This is a genomic window from Rhizobium sp. CF080 (assembly GCF_000282095.2).
In the GTDB taxonomy this organism is placed as follows: Bacteria; Pseudomonadota; Alphaproteobacteria; order Rhizobiales; family Rhizobiaceae; genus Neorhizobium.
Window position 1 is genome coordinate 504,492 of record NZ_AKKC02000004.1, and the last position, 15,267, is coordinate 519,758.

Sequence of the window (15,267 nt, forward strand, 5' to 3'; positions counted from 1 at the left end):
CCTGACGGGAGCAGGGAATGGGAAATCTGAAACTGACGAGCGTTACCAAGTCGTTTGGCGCGCTGACTGTCCTGCACGACATCGACCTGACGATCGATAACGGCAAGTTCGTCGTGTTCGTCGGGCCGTCCGGCTGCGGCAAGTCGACTCTACTGAGGATTATCGCGGGGCTGGAGGACATCAGCGCGGGCGGCATCGAGATCGGCGGGCGCGACGTCGTCCAGCTGTCGCCGGCGGAGCGGAAGATCGCCATGGTCTTCCAGTCCTATGCGCTCTATCCCCATATGAGCGTGCGCAAGAACCTCGCCTTCGGGCTCGAGAACCTGAAATTCAAGCGCAGCGAGATCGACACACGCATTGCGGAGGCGGCGCGCATGCTGGCGATCGAACCCTATCTGGAACGCAAGCCGCGGCAGCTTTCCGGCGGCCAGCGCCAGCGTGTCGCGATCGGACGCGCCATCGTGCGCAACCCCGACATCTTCCTCTTCGACGAGCCGCTCTCGAACCTCGACGCGGCGCTGCGTGTGCAGACAAGGGCGGAAATCACCCGCCTGCATCGCCAGCTGAGGACGACGATGATCTACGTCACTCACGATCAGGTCGAGGCGATGACCATGGCCGACGAGATCGTCGTCCTCAACGGCGGCCGGATCGAGCAGGTCGGAACGCCGCTCGAACTCTTCGACAACCCCAGGAATCTCTTCGTCGCGGGCTTCCTGGGCTCGCCGCGCATGAACATGCTGAAGGGCAAGGTGACCGCGGTCGGCGAAGCAGCGGCGGTGATCGACGTCGGATATGGCGTGCCGCTCAAGGCCCGGATCGATCCGGCAGCGGCGAAAGTGGGGCAAGCGGTGCTTGTTGGAATACGGCCCGCGCATTTCGCGATTGGAGATAGTGAGGGCCTGCCCTTCGTCGTCCAATATCACGAGAGCCTCGGTACCGAGACCTATGTCTACGGGACGCTCGAGGGGCGGGACGAACAGATCATCGTCCACCAGGCGGGCCATTTTGCGCCGGAGCGCGGTGCCCTTCTGCGGATCATGCCGCTACCCGGCCGGGTGCATGTCTTCGACCCCGACAGCGGCCTGGCGCTACCGCGAACCATCGAGCAACGGAGTGCGGCCCATGAGCACGCCTAAGGCAACCGATCTCGGCGGCCGCGCCCTCGATTTCGTCATGGGCATCGTCGAGGCGCCCATCAACGGGTTCGAACGGCTGATGGGCAGGAAGCGGATGCCCTATCTGTTCCTCGCGCCGAACCTCATCCTTTTCGGCATCTTCACCTTCCTGCCGATCGCCATCGCGGTTGGCTATGCCTTTACCGGCGGCACCGGACTTTTTGTGTCGGAGCGGCCTTTCGTCGGCTTCGACAATTTCCGCCAGCTCCTGCAGTGCGAAGATTACTTTCGTCCGGGAAGCTGCCGCGAATCCCTGTTCTGGACGGCGGTCTGGAATACGCTCTGGTTCGTCGGCTTCAACGTCACGGCAACCCTGCTCGTGGCATTGGTGACGGCTCTCATCCTCAACCGGGCGATGGCCGCGCGCGGTTTCTTCCGGGCCATGTTCTTTTACCCCGTCCTGCTGTCGCCGGTCGTCATCGGCCTGATCTGGAAATGGTTCCTGGACCGCAACGGCCTGCTCAACGCCTTCCTGCAAATGCTCGGCGTACCGCCGGAAATCTTCCTGCTGGAGGTCGGCTGGTCGCGCTTCTTCGTGGTGGTCGTGTCGGTCTGGTTCCACATGGGCTTTTATACGCTCATCCTTCTCGCCGGCCTGCAGGCCATTCCGAAGGACCTTTACGAGGCTGCCGCGATCGACGCGGCCTCGCCCCGGCGCACGCTGCTGCGCATCACGCTTCCGCTTCTCGGGCCGAACCTGCTGGTCGTGCTGATCCTCCTGATGATCCGCTCGGTTCAGATCTTCGACGAAGCCTGGGTGCTGACCAATGGCGGCGGGCCTGGCACCGCGAACAGCTTCATCGTGCAGTACATCTACCAGATGGCCTTCGGCAGCGACCTGCGCCTTTTCGGCCTCGCCTCGGCAGCCTCGGTGCTGATGGGCCTGGTGCTGCTCGCCCTGACGCTCATACAGCTGCGGCTCGGCCGCAAGATGGAGTCCTGACCATGTCGCAAGGCCTCTCCCCCATAGCATTCCTCACCCGCACCCGCAGGCCGGGGCGGATCGGCGTCACCGACATTCTTTCCTGGGCCTGGCTGATCCTGGGCACGCTTGCCGTGCTCATCCCGGTCGTCTGGGCGGGCCTTTCCTCGTTCAAGCCGGCCGCCGAGATCACCCGCTTTCCGCCGACGCTGCTGCCGCGCGTGGCGGTTCAGCAGACCGTGCCGGGCTTCGATGCCCCGCTCAGCCTCTGGACCGTCGACGTCGACGGCCAGCGGCGCGAGATGGCGATGGTCCGGCGCATCGGGCTGAAAGCCCAGATGGTCGATCCGAGCAATCCCGGACCGCCGGTCAGCGTCGACGTCAAGACCATCTCACCGGTGCAGCGGCTCACCATCGCGACCGAGAACTATACCGATCCGCTCACCAGGTTCGACTTCCTCACCTTTTTGCAGAATTCGGTCTTCGTCACCTTCGTCGCGACGCTGCTGACGCTCGTCGTCAACGCGCTTGCGGCTTTCGCGCTGTCGAAATACCGGTTCCGAGGCGAGAAGGCGATCTTCGTGCTGATCATCTCGACGCTGATGATCCCCCTGACGGTGGTCATGGTCCCGGCCTATCTGGTCGTCGTTGGCGTCGGCCTGGTGGACAGTCTCTGGGGCATCATCATCCCGACGGTCGCCTCGCCGACTGGCGTCTTCCTGCTGCGCCAGTACATGCTCACCATTCCCGACGAACTCATCGAGGCGGCCCGTGTCGACGCGGCAAGCGAGTTCCGGATCTTCTGGCGCATCGTCCTGCCGCTGACGGCGCCGGCGCTCGCGGTGCTGGCGATCTTTTCGGTCCTGTGGCGGTGGAACGACTTCCTCTGGCCGCTGATCGTGCTCAGCAGCCGCGAAAACTTCACCCTGCAGGTCGGGCTCAACGCCTTCCAGGGTGAGTTCTCCGTGCAGTGGAACTACATCCTCGCCATGACCTTCCTGAGCCTGGCGCCGGTCACGGTCGTCTTCCTGTTCCTGCAGAAATACATCACCACCGGCATCGCCGGCACGGGCATGAAATAGGTCAACCGCGGGGCGGCGCGACGCTGCCTCGCAGCACCAGCTTGCAGCCGAGCTCCAGCCGGTAGGCCGGCCGCAGCGGATCGTTGGCGAGGAGCCTCTGTTCCAGAAGGCCGATTGCGGCGGCCCCCAGCCGGTCGGTTGGCAACTGGACAGTCGAGAGCGGCGGCGTGCTGAACTCCCCGGGCACGATATCGTCGAAGCCGAGCACGGAGATTTCCTCCGGCGCATGGATGCCGGAGGCCGCGAGCGCCCTCAGGCAACCGAGAGCGAGGTTGTCAGCGGCGCAGAAGATTGCCGTCGCGCCACGCAGGCTGCGATCTTCGGCAAGCAGCTGGCGGACCGCCTGCTCGCCCTGAGCGGGCTCGTATCCCTCCGCCTCGACGACCATCTCCGGCGATACGGCCAGGCCGGCCGCGAGGTGTGCGTCGGCATATCCGTCATACCGCCGCCGGATCGTGGTTCTGCCCTTCCAGGTCAGGTGCATGATGCGGCGATGGCCGAGCGAAAGCAGGTGCTCGGTCCCCTGGCGGGCGCCGAAACGGTTTTCGCCGGTTACCGTATCGACCAGCATCGAAGGGTCCTCGCCGTTCAGGATGACGAGCGGCGTCCGCCCACCGGCGAGGGCGCGGATCAGTTCCGGCCGATCATCGTTGAGGATGACGATGCCGTCGACGTTTTCGGCCTGCGCCATGCGGCGCACCTCGCCCGCGTCGATCCGGTTGCCGGCGCTGACGAAAGGAACGATCCGGATGCTGAGGCGCTCGCATTCCTGGCGCAGGCCGTTGAGCATCGTCCAGCTCACCAGATTGATGTCGCTATGGGCTGCGGCTTCGCTGGTGACCGCCAGAAGGATGGTGCGGAGCGTTGCGATCGTCGCGCGGCTTCTGCGTTTTTCCAGATAGCCCAGCCGTTGCGCGGAATTGAGCACCCGATCGCGAACTTCGACGGATATCGGCGCGGTTCCGTTGAGAACATGAGACGCGGTACTGAGCGAAACACTGGCGTCCCGAGCGATATCTTTCAAGCCTATCTTGGCTTTCAACAGACTGTCTTCCAACTTAAGCGGGTTTCTGAGGCGCCGATACGAGAAGCTATCCGGAGATCTTCGCGCACAACCCGTTGCCGGAGCGATGCCTCGTCCCCCTGATGCGACTAGTTGTCTCCATCATGCATGCTCACCTGCTTTCAACGCAAGAAATGTTTGCGACGGGATCGTCGGAACAACCCGGACGCTCGCAGGTTCTCGTTGTGTAAAAGCATTTTTTGGAGACACTCATGGACCAGGACTTGCATCAGGAGTGCAATGCGCGCCGGTCATTTCAACTGCACCACGGAGATGCCCAGATGCGGCATCGCGTTCAGTCGATGTACCGGTTCGAAATGCCGGCCGAAACCGTCTTTGACGAGCTCTTGCAGAGGCTTGATCAGGCAAGCGCATCCGGGCGTTCCGCGGCGACATGCTTCGAGAGAGGTAACTGATGAGGTGCCGCCCGATGCCGGTCCTTGCGTCCAGTCGCAGGAAGAGTTTCGAGTTTGCCATCCGGCGGTCACCGGAGGCTTGCATCACAAGCCTTCGGCGTCCCGAAATGCCTCGAAGATCACCTGGTGGCCTGCGTCGTTCGGATGGGTGATATCGGGCGAGGCGAGGGTACCGTCGCCGAATAGTTTCATGGATTCGTAGACTGGCGCGTAGAAAACCGAGAATTGCCGCGCGAGATCCTTTACCGCCTCGACATAGGCCTCGAACTCGCCGCGCGTCTGCCCGGTGAAGCCGGTGCTGCCGACCGAAAGACCGGCATCCGGAATATAGGGCGGGCTGCCGATCGCGATCCTTTCGCGATGATCGGCCGTAATGAGTGCCTTCAGGATCTTGGTGTAGTCCCGCACGAACCCGGCAACATTCATGGTTTCGGGCGCTGCGGTGTAGCGGGCATCGTTGTAGCCATAGAGGATCAGGATCGCGTCCTGGTGAGGTCGATCGAGAAGCGTTTCAGCAAACCTGCCGACCCCGTTGCCTGGCCTCGGTTTCCCCTCCGCGAGCCTTGAGCCCTGCAGCACGGTCCCCGGTATCGCGTGATTGCGGATCGGAAAACCGTCGACCGCCTCGGCGAACAGTGCCGGCCAGGCAAGTTCGGTGCGGGAGGCGTTGAACCCGGCGGTGATGCTGTCGCCGAAAACGCGGGTGCCGGAAATTCCGAGCGATTTCAAATGCTCCCCCAGGGGCATCAGCTTTCCTTCATTTTCCCGCTTGACAGCAACCGAACAATTCTTGTTTATACGTATTAGCTGCTAATACGCATTAGCAGTCAAGAGGAGACAGGGAGGATGTTGCGTGGCTGCGCCTAAGCGTTTGACCCAGCACGATATTGCGAAACTGGCTGGCGTCAGCCAGGCCACCGTTTCGCTTGTGCTGAACGGGGCGCCGACAGCTCTGGCGCGTATTCCGCAGGAAACCCGTGAACGGGTCCAGCAGGTCATCCGCAGCACCGGCTATGTCGCCGATCCGATCGCACGGCGAATGGCCAAGGGGCTGAACCGCATTCTCGGCGTGTTCACCTACGAGCCGGCGTTTCCAAGCGCCCAGGCGGACTTCTTCACGCCCTTCCTGCTCGGCATCGAGGAAGAGGCTCAGATCCAGAACTACGACCTTCTGCTTCTGACCGGTGCCGGCGTCGGGCAGGATCGCAAGATCTTTGCCGATGGCAACCGGCTCAGGATCGCCGACGGCTGCCTGGTGCTCGGCCGCGAATTCGATCGTACCGAATTGAAGCGGCTGGTCCTGGGCGACTATCCGTTTGTGGCGATCGGCCGACGCGAGGATGCCGGCGGGCCGGTTCCCTATGTCGGCGGCGATTATGCGAACGGCACCCGGACGCTTGTCGAGAAGGCAAGGGCGCTTGGGCATTCGAAGCTTGCCTATATCGGCCCTTCTGGCCCGGCCGAATCCATCGTTGACCGCTGGGATGGGTTTGCCGCTGCGCTCGGCGACGGCCTCGAACTGGTCCTGCATATCGAAACTGTCGGCAGCGCGGCCGGTGACATCCTGGACGCTCTGCTCGGCTATGGCGCGACAGTGGCCTTCTTCGTCGAACTGGCCGATGCGGTGCGTGTCGAGGCGGCCGCCCGCGAGCGCGGCCTGTCTATCCCCGAGGACTTTTCAGCGGTCGTGCTCGGCAGCCATATCCGCGCCGAACGCAGCCATATGCAGTTCACCGCCTTCGATATCCCCCGCGAGGAGATGGGCCGGCAGGCGACTGCCATGCTGGTGCGCCGCATCGAAAGCGGAGATGCCGGCGGCCAAATTCTTCTGACCTGTGAACCGGTCGAGGGGGAAACCCTCGGACCCGCAAAAAGACGGACGTGATCAACGTGACAGAGATGCATACGGATATTCTGGTGGTAGGCGGCGGTCTTGGCGGTGTTGCAGCAGCACTCGGCGCATGCCGGGCAGGCCGCAGCGTCATCATGACCGAGGAATTCGACTGGATCGGCGGCCAGCTGACCAGCCAGGCGGTTCCCTCCGACGAGCATACCTGGGTCGAGCAGTTCGGCATTACCCGCTCCTACCGGAAGCTGCGCAACGGTATCCGCCAATATTACCGCGACCACTATCCGCTGACCGAGGGTGCGCGTGCCTGGGGCGACCTCAATCCGGGTTCCGGCTGGGTCAGCCGCATCTGCGCCGAACCGCGCGTCAGCCTCGCGGTCATGGAGGCGATGCTGATGCCCTATCGGGGCGCCGGCAAGCTGAAGGTGCTGCAGCCTTACCGTCCTGTGGCAGCCGACGTCGAAGGTGATACGGTGCGTTCCGTCACCGTTCGCCACCGCGATACCGGCCGCGAGATCACCATTTCTGCCGCCTATATCCTCGATGCCACCGAACTCGGTGACCTGCTGCCGATGACCGGTACCGAATATGTGAAGGGTTTCGAGGCTCAGTCCGATACCGGCGAACCGAGCGCACCGTCAGAGGCGCAGCCGAACAATGTCCAGGCCGTATCGATCTGCTTTGCAATCGATCACGTCGACGGCGACCAGACGATCGACAAGCCGGAGAATTACGACTACTGGCGCAAGTACCAGCCGCATTTCTGGGGCGGCCCGCTGCTCGGCTTCACCGCGCCGCATCCGCGCACGCTGGACTTCACCACCCGCTCGTTCACGCCCAATCCGAATGACGATCCGCTGGCCGTCGATGCCGACCAGCGCAAGGGCGGCGGCGACGAGAACCTGTGGATCTTCCGCCGTATCGCGGCGCGCAACAACTTCGTGCCCGGTGCCTACGCTTCCGACATCTGCCTCGTGAACTGGCCGATGATCGACTACATGGAAGGCACGATCATCGACCTTTCCGAAGAGGACAAGGCAAAGCAGCTGAAATCGGCGGCCGACCTCTCCTACTCGCTGTTCTACTGGCTGCAGACCGAAGCGCCGCGCGTCGATGGCGGCCAGGGTTTTCCGGGGCTTCGCCTGCGCGGCGACATCACCGGCACCGAGCATGGTCTTGCCATGGCCCCCTATATCCGCGAGAGCCGCCGCATCAAGCCGGTCACCCGCATCGTCGAGCAGGACCTCTCCTATTCGGTGCGCGGGGAGAAGGGCGCGGTCAATTACCGCGACAGTATCGGCATCGGCATGTACCGGATCGACCTGCATCCTTCGACCGGTGGCGACAACTATATCGACGTGCCGTCCTGCCCGTTCGAGATTCCGCTCGGCGCACTTCTGCCTGAACGGGTGAAGAACCTCATCCCGGCCGGCAAGAACATCGGCACCACCCACATCACCAATGGCTGCTACCGGCTCCACCCGGTCGAGTGGAACATCGGCGAAGTCGCCGGCATGCTCGCGGCGCATTGCCTCGAGAAAAATCTTACGCCGCATCAGGTCCAGGAAAACGACGAGAAGCTCCAGAATTTTCAGAGAGAGCTCAGCCGTGAAGGCATCGAAATGCGCTGGCCGGATATCGCGGCCTACTAGGGACGGCCGGTGGCCTGTCTATCAAAACCAACCTTTGGAGGAGGAACGGGAATGAACTATCATCGGACTTTGAAATCTGCTGTCGCGGCATTGGCCGTGGCCGTGCCGCTCTGCTGGAGCGGCATCGCCAACGCGCAGGATGCGGTCAACCTGCGCATGACCATCTGGAGCGCTAACGAGGCGCATCTGAAACTCTTTAACGAGATTGCCGCCGGCTTCAAGAAGGACCATCCGAACGTGACGGTGACCTATGAGTCGCTGCCGTTCGAAACCTATACGACGGCGCTGACGACCCAGATCGCCGGCGGCAATGCGCCCGACATGGCCTGGATATTCGAGACCGCCGCCTATGACTTCGTCAATTCCGGCGCGCTTTATCCGCTGACGGATACGCTCAAGGCCACCAAAGGCTATAATGCGGAAGAACTCAGTGCCACGGCTGCCGAGCGCTGGACCAAGGACGGCAAGCTGTTTGCATATCCGTTCTCGACCTCGCCGTTTGCGATGTTCGTCAACAACGACCTCATCAAGGCCTCCGGCGCCAAGACGCCGGCGGAAATGATCGCAGCCGGCCAGTGGACCTGGGACAATGCCATCGCCACTGCGTCCACCGTCGGCAAAACCGGCAAGGGCGGCCTGATCGTTCGCGACTTCAACTACCAGATCTGGCAGAACCTCGCCTCCGTCTGGAACGGCTGGGGCGCCTCGCCGTGGAGCGCCGACGGCAAGACCTGCACGATGACCGAAAAGCCGATGGTCGATGCGCTGACCTTCATCCATGACGCCGTTTTCAAGAACAAGGCGATGCCGGGTCCCGGCGAAAGCGTCGATTTCTTCGCCGGCAATGCGGCGATGACGATCACCCAGATCAGCCGCGCCTCGCTGCTGCCGAAGGACAAGCCTTTCGCCTGGGATCTCGTGCCGTTGCCTAAGGGGCCAGCCGGCAACTATGCGCTGATCGGCCAGGCCGGCGTCGGCGTCATGCAGTCGGGCAAGAACGCCAAGACGGCGGCCGAATTCGTCGCCTATATGACGAACCCGGAAAACTCGGCCAAGCTCAGCCAGTTCTTCCCGTCGGCCCGCAAGTCGCTGCTGAATGCCGAGGTCCTGAAGAAGACCAATCCGCTGCTGAGCCAGGAGCAGATCGACAAGGTCGTGATCTCCGGCATTGCCACCGGCAAGGTCATTCCGGGCCATACGGGCTTTGCGCAGATCCAACAGGCGGTTCGTTCGGGCCTCGATGCCGTCTGGCGGCCGGACGCGAATATCCCGGCTGCCCTCCAGCAGATCTGCGGCCAGATCGGCCCGCTTCTGAAGCGCTAAGGGAATAGTCGATGGCTGTCGTGCAGCAAACCGCCCGTCCGGAAGCCCGCTCTTCATCGTCGTTCTGGACGATCGCTCGGCGCGACAGCCTCGCCGGCTTTCTCTTCATCGCCCCGCAACTGATCGGGATCACGCTTTTCGTGCTGATCCCGCTCTGCCTCGTCTTCTGGTATTCGCTGCACGAGTGGAACGTGCTCGCCAATACCTTCACCTATACCGGTCTTGCCAACTACCAGATGCTTCTCGAAGACACGAGCCTGCCTTCGGTGCTCGGGGCGACGGCGATCTTTTCCGCCGGGCTGGTGATCTTCAACCTGAGCCTGGCATTGCTGCTTGCGGTGCTGCTCAACCAGAAGCTCGCCGGCATCACCATCTTCCGCACCCTGTTCTTCTCGCCTGTCGTCGTGTCGCTGGTTGCCTGGACCATCGTCTGGGGGTTCCTGCTACAGAAGAACGGCGGCATCAACGGCGTGCTTCTTCTCGTCGGCATCGAGGGGCCGAACTGGTTGCGCGAACCGGTGACCGCGATGATCTCGGTGATCGTGGTGCAGGTGTTCAAGAATGTCGGCCTCAACATGATCCTGTTCCTGGCCGCCCTCCAGGGCGTGCCGAACGAGCTTTATGAGGCCGCCCGGATCGACGGCGCCCCTCGTTTCAAGCAGTTCCGCCGCATCACCCTGCCGCTGATCAGCCCGACCATCCTTCTCACGTCAATCATCACCATCGTCGGGTCGCTGCAGGTGTTCGCGCAGATCGCCGTGCTGACCCAAGGCGGACCGGGGCTCACGACCACGGTGCTTGTCTATTACCTCTATCAGCAGGCCTTCCAGTTCCATTTCTTCGGTTATGGCTCGACGCTGTCGATCATGCTGTTCGTGATCGTCGCGGTACTGACTTTCGCCCAATGGCAGATGCGCAAGAGGATCGTCTTTTATGAAAGCTGAGCTCTCCCCGCGCAGACAAGTCTTTCTCTACGGCCTGCTCTGCGTGCTCCTGATCCCATTCGTCTTTCCGACCTGGTGGATGGTGACGTCGTCGGTCAAGCCGATCAGCGACATTTTTGCCTTTCCACCCCAACTCGTGCCGGAAAGCTACGATTGGACGACCTATTCCAAGGTGTTCGAACTGCAGCCTTTCGTGAAACAGTACTGGAATTCGGCCTATATCGCCGCGCTGGTGACGATCGGTACGATGATCGTCTCGTCGATGGCCGGATACGCCTTTGCGCGGATCAAATTCCCCTTTGCCAACGCCATTTTCATGGTCGTGCTGCTCGGGCTCTTGATCCCGTCGGAAGTGACGATCGTGCCGCTCTTCCAGATGTTCCTGAAGGCGGGCATGGTCAACACCCACTGGCCACTGATCCTGGTGCCGATCTTCGGCGCACCGAGCGTGTTCGCGACATTCGTGATGCGGCAGTTCTTCATTGCGCTGCCCGTCGAACTCGAAGAGGCGGCGCGGGTCGATGGCCTCGGGCGCTTCAAGATCTTTCGCAAGATCGCGCTGCCGCTTGCAAGGCCGGCGCTCGCGTCTGTGGCGATCTTCACCTTCCTGCATTCCTGGAACCTCTATCTCGAGCCGATCGTGTTCCTGTCGAGTGCGGACAAATTCACGCTGCCGCAGGCGCTCACCCAATATACCGACGCCTATGGCGGGCCGATGTGGAACATCCAGCTCGCCGCCGCGACCCTGACGGCGCTGCCCGTTCTCATCGTCTTCATCATCGCGCAGAAGCAATTCGTCGAAGGGCTCGCGCATACCGGCCTCAAAGGTTGAAATACTCACCTTCTGAAAAACTGGGGCTGAAGAAACGGAAATCTGATTGATGGCTGAAGTTACCCTTTCCAATGTCCGCAAGAGCTATGGCGCCGTCGACATCATCCACGGCATCGACCTTGGCATCACCGACGGCGAGTTCGTCGTACTGGTCGGCCCGTCCGGCTGCGGCAAGTCCACGCTGCTGAGGATGGTCGCCGGGCTGGAGACGATCACCGGCGGCGATGTGAAGATCGGCGGGCGGGTGGTCAACGATCTCGATCCGAAGGACCGCGACATCGCCATGGTCTTCCAGAACTATGCGCTTTATCCGCATATGACCGTTGCGACCAATATGGGATTCTCGCTGGAACACCGCGGCGGGAGCAAGGCGGAGATCGCCGAGCGGGTCAAATGGGCAGCCGACATTCTTGGTCTTGCGCCGCTGCTCGACCGCTACCCTCGCCAGCTGTCCGGCGGCCAGCGCCAGCGCGTTGCCATGGGGCGGGCAATCGTGCGCGATCCCAAGGTTTTCCTCTTCGATGAGCCGCTTTCCAATCTCGACGCGAAACTGCGCGTCGTCATGCGCGGCGAGATCAAGAGCCTGCACCAGAGGCTGAAGACGACCACCATCTACGTCACCCACGACCAGGTCGAGGCGATGACCATGGCCGACAAGATCGTCGTGCTGAACGGCGGGCGGGTCGAGCAGATCGGCGCACCCCTCGACCTTTACGACCGGCCGGCCAACCAGTTCGTGGCGGGCTTCATCGGCTCGCCGTCGATGAATTTTCTCACCGGCACGATCACGCCCGAAGGTTTCGCGGCGCCCGGAATTCTGCTGCCGCTGCCTGAGGCAGCGCATGGGCACAAGGACCGAAAGGCGATCTACGGAATCCGTCCCGAACATTTCGCCCTCGACGAAAACGGGGTGCCGGCAGAAATCATTCTTGTCGAGCCGATGGGGTCGGAAACCCAGGTGACGATGAAGCTCGGCGAAACGCTTGCCACCGGCGTGTTTCGCGAACGGGTTTCGTTGTCGCCGGGAGCAACGATCCGCGTGCGGCCTGATCTCGGCAATATTCATCTCTTCGCCGCCGACGGCGGCCAGCGTTTGAACTGAGGCGCGTCATGCCGAACTATCCCGAAACCAGGCTCACCAGGGCGCTGCGCAGCGGCGAATTCCCGGTCATCGTTTCGCTTGCCCGCCATGACCTCGATCTCGCCAAGGCGGCGATCGGGGCAGGGGCCTTTGCCATCAAGGTGCATCTCAACGCCTACCACCGCGCGACCGGAACGACGTTCGGCAGCTTTTCGGAAGAGCGCCCGTTTTTCGAGAGGCTTGCAACGCTCGATGTGCCGCTGCTGGTCATGGCGGGTCAGGAGAATGTGCCGAGCGCGCAGGAGATGGACGCGCTTGCGGATCTCGGCTTCGAGGGGTTCAATATCTACTTCAGCGACATGCAGCCGCATCTCCTGCAGTCGCGGCTGAGGCCGATGCCGGCGCTCGGCGAAAGGAGCACTGACGAGGATCTGCAGAAGATCCTCGAAATTCCAGGTGCGATGATGGAAGCATCTGTCGCTGCGTTTGAAGATTACGGCAAGCCGGTCAACGAGTCGGATCTCGCGCGGTACAGGGACATAACCACCAAAGCCGGCATCCCGGTTATCGCGCCGAGTCAGAAGCGGTTCACCGCTGAAGACATGCCTAGGCTGAAGGAGGCCGGCATCGCGGCACCGCTGCTCGGCGTCATCGTTACGGGCACGACATCTCAAAGCATGGATGTCGCGGTGAAGCCGGTCGTCGAAGCAGCTCGGAGCCTGAACAAGGCTTCCTTGCCGAGCTCCGGATTGCGGTGAAGATAGGCATAGGCCTCATGCGCTTCGCTGGCTGCCGCAGGCATCGCCATCAAGCCGTATACGGCTGCGGTCAGGCGCGGATAGCTCTTCGTGTGGCGCCTTTTACGCTATGAGGCCGCTGCTCCGTCCATCTTCGTAAACATCGCGACGCGCTTCATGCGCAGGCTTCCCGGCTTGTATTTGGCGAGCCAGCCGTCGGTCTCGTCCAGGAACAGGCTTGCCTTCTCGTCGGCAGCCGCGTTCGCGGCGGCGGCTCCGGCCTCTGCGCGCTCATGCACCTCCTCATGGACCGAGCGGAAATAGTAGTGGAAGAAGAGCCGGTTGAACTCGGTGAAGTAGATGTCGGCAACACGTCTCTCGCCACGGATCAGCAGCATGTTCTCGTCATTGTCGTTGGTCGAGGCCGTCGAGAAGTTCGCCGAGCCGGTCACCACGATCGGATCGGCGCCGAGCGGATCATGCAGCATGAATTTCGAATGGATGTAGCTTACATGGAGGTTGAGGCCGAGCGCCCGCGCATTGGATTCGCGGGTCCAGCGATAGAGCGGATCCTCGATATACGAACCCCATGCGGCATAGACATTGTTGCGCGCACCGAGCCGGACGAAAGGCGTGCGCGCGCCCTTGCGCGCTTCGTCCTTCTTCTCGAGCATGAGGAAGGTGAGCGGCCCTTTGCCGTCGTTGAGCACGAGCTTGTCCTTGAACAGGGCGCTGATGCCGAAGGCAAGTGTGATGCATCCGAGCGTCGAGGACTCGTCGAGGGCCGCCGCGTACATCTCAAGCACCTCGCCGCCGGCCCGCGGGCTGAATACCGGCGTGGTCCCCGAGGGGATTGTCTTCCAGTCGGTCGGGGTCGCCAATAAATCGCCAACGGCCTTGCGGCAGGCGGCCATCACTTTCCTGGCGCCCGTGGCGTCCTCGTCGCCGGTTTTACCCGGATCCGTCGCCAGCAGCTCCCAGTAGGCCTTGAAATGGCCTGCGACGGCGGGATCCCGCAACCAATGGCCAACATTGGTCTGTCCGTGAATGCCACCTGTCGAAAGATTGGTCGATCCCGTCCAGACTTCGGCCGGTGCCGACGCCGCGCCCTTCAGCAGGACCATGAACTTGTTGTGGGCGATCGCGTCGGGATTGCGCTCGCGCCAACACGCGACCGCACTCTTTGGAAGCTTGGCATCCTTCACCGTCGTCAGATTGTCATCGCGCGGGAAGTCGGGATGCACCTTGCCCTTTTTGTCCGTGTAGCCGTTCTTCTTGGCGTCGAGAACGAGTTTCACGGACACGCCGCGGTCGATCGCAGCCTTGAGCCGCTCGGCCACCGGCAGGTAGCGGAATTCGTAGAAGGCACCGAGGAGAGTGTCTCCCGCTTTGGCATTGTCGATGAAGGCGAGGATCGCCTCGTCGAGTGACCTGCTCAGCCATTCGAGCGCCTGCGTGCGATCGGGCTCGGCCAACTTGTCCGGTGCCTTGTTTTTGAATTTGCGCGCATAGGCTTGGCTACTCGCGATGCCGCGATTGAAGAAGACGTCGTGGGTGCCGGTGGTGAAGAGCTTCTCGGTTGTCACCGTGATCGGGATCGGCTTGGCCGAGCGGTCGAGATTCTTGGGCGTGCCCTTCAGTGGGTGGAAATAGTAGGTGTAGGGCCGCCCGTCCTTCGCCGTGAAATCGTCCCAGACGAAACTCTGCACCGGTTGTGAGAAAGTCGAGACCTGAAGGTCCTCGCCAGGATTGGGATAGATGCTCTCGAAGACCTTGAAGCCGTACATGAAGTACCGCTCGTTCTCGACAGTATCCTCGCGCTCGACGGCGAAGCCGAGCAAGCCGTTTACGGTGTTCCGGTCAAAGTCGATGCCAAACGAAACCGTGTTGGTGCCGCTGACCGCGAAGACCTGGAACCCTCCAACCTTCTTTGATTTGAAACGCATGATCATTTCCCCCAAAGGCCCGCGTTCCACATACCACAACTCATGCGCTAGTAAAACAATGTGTGATATGGTCCTTCAGCTATAAGGTACCCCGCTGCCTTCCTCCGAAGATTCGCTTTAGAAACCAGGAAACCGCCGACAAAGGTGACGATAACGACGATCGTCATCGGCTGACGGAAGCTCACATTGCCGCCGCTGAGGCTCGAGGCCACGGGCTGGCCGGCACCGTTACAGGTCATAGG

The 15,267-nt window shown here is 62.0% G+C and carries 13 protein-coding genes; 10 read left to right on the forward strand and 3 right to left on the reverse strand.

The features are described from left to right. Positions 1-17: 17 nt before the first annotated feature. From ugpC (PMI07_RS09390) to PMI07_RS09400, 3 genes are read left to right on the forward strand one after another with little or no spacing between them, the layout of a single operon-like run. Positions 18-1,139 carry a sn-glycerol-3-phosphate ABC transporter ATP-binding protein UgpC gene (ugpC, locus tag PMI07_RS09390; protein ID WP_007771567.1) on the forward strand — a complete coding sequence of 374 codons (1,122 nt, stop codon included), beginning with the start codon at positions 18-20 and terminating at the stop codon, positions 1,137-1,139. Next, positions 1,126-2,121: a sugar ABC transporter permease gene (locus PMI07_RS09395; RefSeq protein ID WP_007771568.1), complete on the forward strand. Its 996-nt coding sequence runs from the start codon at positions 1,126-1,128 to the stop codon at positions 2,119-2,121. Before ugpC (PMI07_RS09390) ends, PMI07_RS09395 begins: the two co-directional genes overlap by 14 nt. Positions 2,122-2,123: 2 nt before the next feature. After that, positions 2,124-3,182 carry a carbohydrate ABC transporter permease gene (locus PMI07_RS09400; RefSeq protein ID WP_007771569.1) on the forward strand — a complete coding sequence of 353 codons (1,059 nt, stop codon included), beginning with the start codon at positions 2,124-2,126 and terminating at the stop codon, positions 3,180-3,182. Between the two features lies 1 nt (position 3,183). Here PMI07_RS09400 and PMI07_RS09405 read toward each other — a convergent pair whose 3' ends face one another. Together PMI07_RS09405 and PMI07_RS09415 are read right to left on the reverse strand one after the other, a co-directional pair. Then, positions 3,184-4,224 carry a LacI family DNA-binding transcriptional regulator gene (locus PMI07_RS09405; RefSeq protein WP_024163692.1) on the reverse strand — a complete coding sequence of 347 codons (1,041 nt, stop codon included), beginning with the start codon at positions 4,222-4,224 and terminating at the stop codon, positions 3,184-3,186. Between the two features lie 521 nt (positions 4,225-4,745). Further along, entirely contained in the window at positions 4,746-5,408 is a 663-nt protein-coding gene (locus PMI07_RS09415) for an SGNH/GDSL hydrolase family protein (RefSeq protein WP_007771649.1), read from the reverse strand. A gap of 106 nt (positions 5,409-5,514) precedes the next feature. On the opposite strand from PMI07_RS09415, the gene PMI07_RS09420 reads away from it, so the two are divergent. The 7 genes from PMI07_RS09420 to PMI07_RS09450 are packed head-to-tail and all read left to right on the forward strand — an operon-like array spanning position 5,515 to position 13,100. Further along, positions 5,515-6,546 carry a LacI family DNA-binding transcriptional regulator gene (locus PMI07_RS09420; protein ID WP_007771647.1) on the forward strand — a complete coding sequence of 344 codons (1,032 nt, stop codon included), beginning with the start codon at positions 5,515-5,517 and terminating at the stop codon, positions 6,544-6,546. Positions 6,547-6,560: 14 nt separating this feature from the next. Then, the gene (locus tag PMI07_RS09425; RefSeq protein WP_037086493.1) at positions 6,561-8,162 is read left to right on the forward strand and encodes an FAD-dependent oxidoreductase; all 1,602 of its coding nucleotides are present in this window, start codon (positions 6,561-6,563) and stop codon (positions 8,160-8,162) included. A 51-nt stretch (positions 8,163-8,213) separates the two neighbouring features. Further along, the gene (locus PMI07_RS09430) at positions 8,214-9,485 is read left to right on the forward strand and encodes a sugar ABC transporter substrate-binding protein (RefSeq protein WP_007753887.1); all 1,272 of its coding nucleotides are present in this window, start codon (positions 8,214-8,216) and stop codon (positions 9,483-9,485) included. Between the two features lie 11 nt (positions 9,486-9,496). Beyond that, the gene (locus tag PMI07_RS09435) at positions 9,497-10,429 is read left to right on the forward strand and encodes a sugar ABC transporter permease (protein WP_007753886.1); all 933 of its coding nucleotides are present in this window, start codon (positions 9,497-9,499) and stop codon (positions 10,427-10,429) included. Next, the gene (locus PMI07_RS09440; protein WP_007753885.1) at positions 10,419-11,261 is read left to right on the forward strand and encodes a carbohydrate ABC transporter permease; all 843 of its coding nucleotides are present in this window, start codon (positions 10,419-10,421) and stop codon (positions 11,259-11,261) included. Before PMI07_RS09435 ends, PMI07_RS09440 begins: the two co-directional genes overlap by 11 nt. Before the next feature lie 49 nt (positions 11,262-11,310). Beyond that, positions 11,311-12,363, forward strand: coding sequence for a sn-glycerol-3-phosphate ABC transporter ATP-binding protein UgpC (ugpC, locus tag PMI07_RS09445; RefSeq protein WP_007753883.1), 1,053 nt, complete (start codon positions 11,311-11,313; stop codon positions 12,361-12,363). A gap of 8 nt (positions 12,364-12,371) precedes the next feature. Then, a complete protein-coding gene (locus tag PMI07_RS09450) occupies positions 12,372-13,100 on the forward strand; it encodes a hypothetical protein (RefSeq protein ID WP_007753881.1) in 729 nt (242 codons plus the stop codon). 107 nt (positions 13,101-13,207) lie between these two features. On the opposite strand, the gene PMI07_RS09455 is transcribed toward PMI07_RS09450, so the two are convergent. Then, positions 13,208-15,025: a phospholipase D-like domain-containing protein gene (locus PMI07_RS09455; RefSeq protein ID WP_007753869.1), complete on the reverse strand. Its 1,818-nt coding sequence runs from the start codon at positions 15,023-15,025 to the stop codon at positions 13,208-13,210. Between the last annotated feature and the right edge of the window lie 242 nt (positions 15,026-15,267).

What these genes read in the sequence shown, in the direction of transcription:
- ugpC (WP_007771567.1), top strand. Translation starts at nt 18, where the DNA reads ATGGGAAATCTGAAACTGACGAGCGTTACCAAGTCGTTTGGCGCGCTG.
- PMI07_RS09395 (WP_007771568.1), top strand. Translation starts at nt 1,126, where the DNA reads ATGAGCACGCCTAAGGCAACCGATCTCGGCGGCCGCGCCCTCGATTTC.
- PMI07_RS09400 (WP_007771569.1), top strand. Translation starts at nt 2,124, where the DNA reads ATGTCGCAAGGCCTCTCCCCCATAGCATTCCTCACCCGCACCCGCAGG.
- PMI07_RS09415 (WP_007771649.1), bottom strand. Translation starts at nt 5,408, where the DNA reads ATGCCCCTGGGGGAGCATTTGAAATCGCTCGGAATTTCCGGCACCCGC.
- PMI07_RS09425 (WP_037086493.1), top strand. Translation starts at nt 6,561, where the DNA reads ATGCATACGGATATTCTGGTGGTAGGCGGCGGTCTTGGCGGTGTTGCA.
- PMI07_RS09430 (WP_007753887.1), top strand. Translation starts at nt 8,214, where the DNA reads ATGAACTATCATCGGACTTTGAAATCTGCTGTCGCGGCATTGGCCGTG.
- PMI07_RS09435 (WP_007753886.1), top strand. Translation starts at nt 9,497, where the DNA reads ATGGCTGTCGTGCAGCAAACCGCCCGTCCGGAAGCCCGCTCTTCATCG.
- PMI07_RS09440 (WP_007753885.1), top strand. Translation starts at nt 10,419, where the DNA reads ATGAAAGCTGAGCTCTCCCCGCGCAGACAAGTCTTTCTCTACGGCCTG.
- ugpC (WP_007753883.1), top strand. Translation starts at nt 11,311, where the DNA reads ATGGCTGAAGTTACCCTTTCCAATGTCCGCAAGAGCTATGGCGCCGTC.
- PMI07_RS09450 (WP_007753881.1), top strand. Translation starts at nt 12,372, where the DNA reads ATGCCGAACTATCCCGAAACCAGGCTCACCAGGGCGCTGCGCAGCGGC.
- PMI07_RS09455 (WP_007753869.1), bottom strand. Translation starts at nt 15,025, where the DNA reads ATGCGTTTCAAATCAAAGAAGGTTGGAGGGTTCCAGGTCTTCGCGGTC.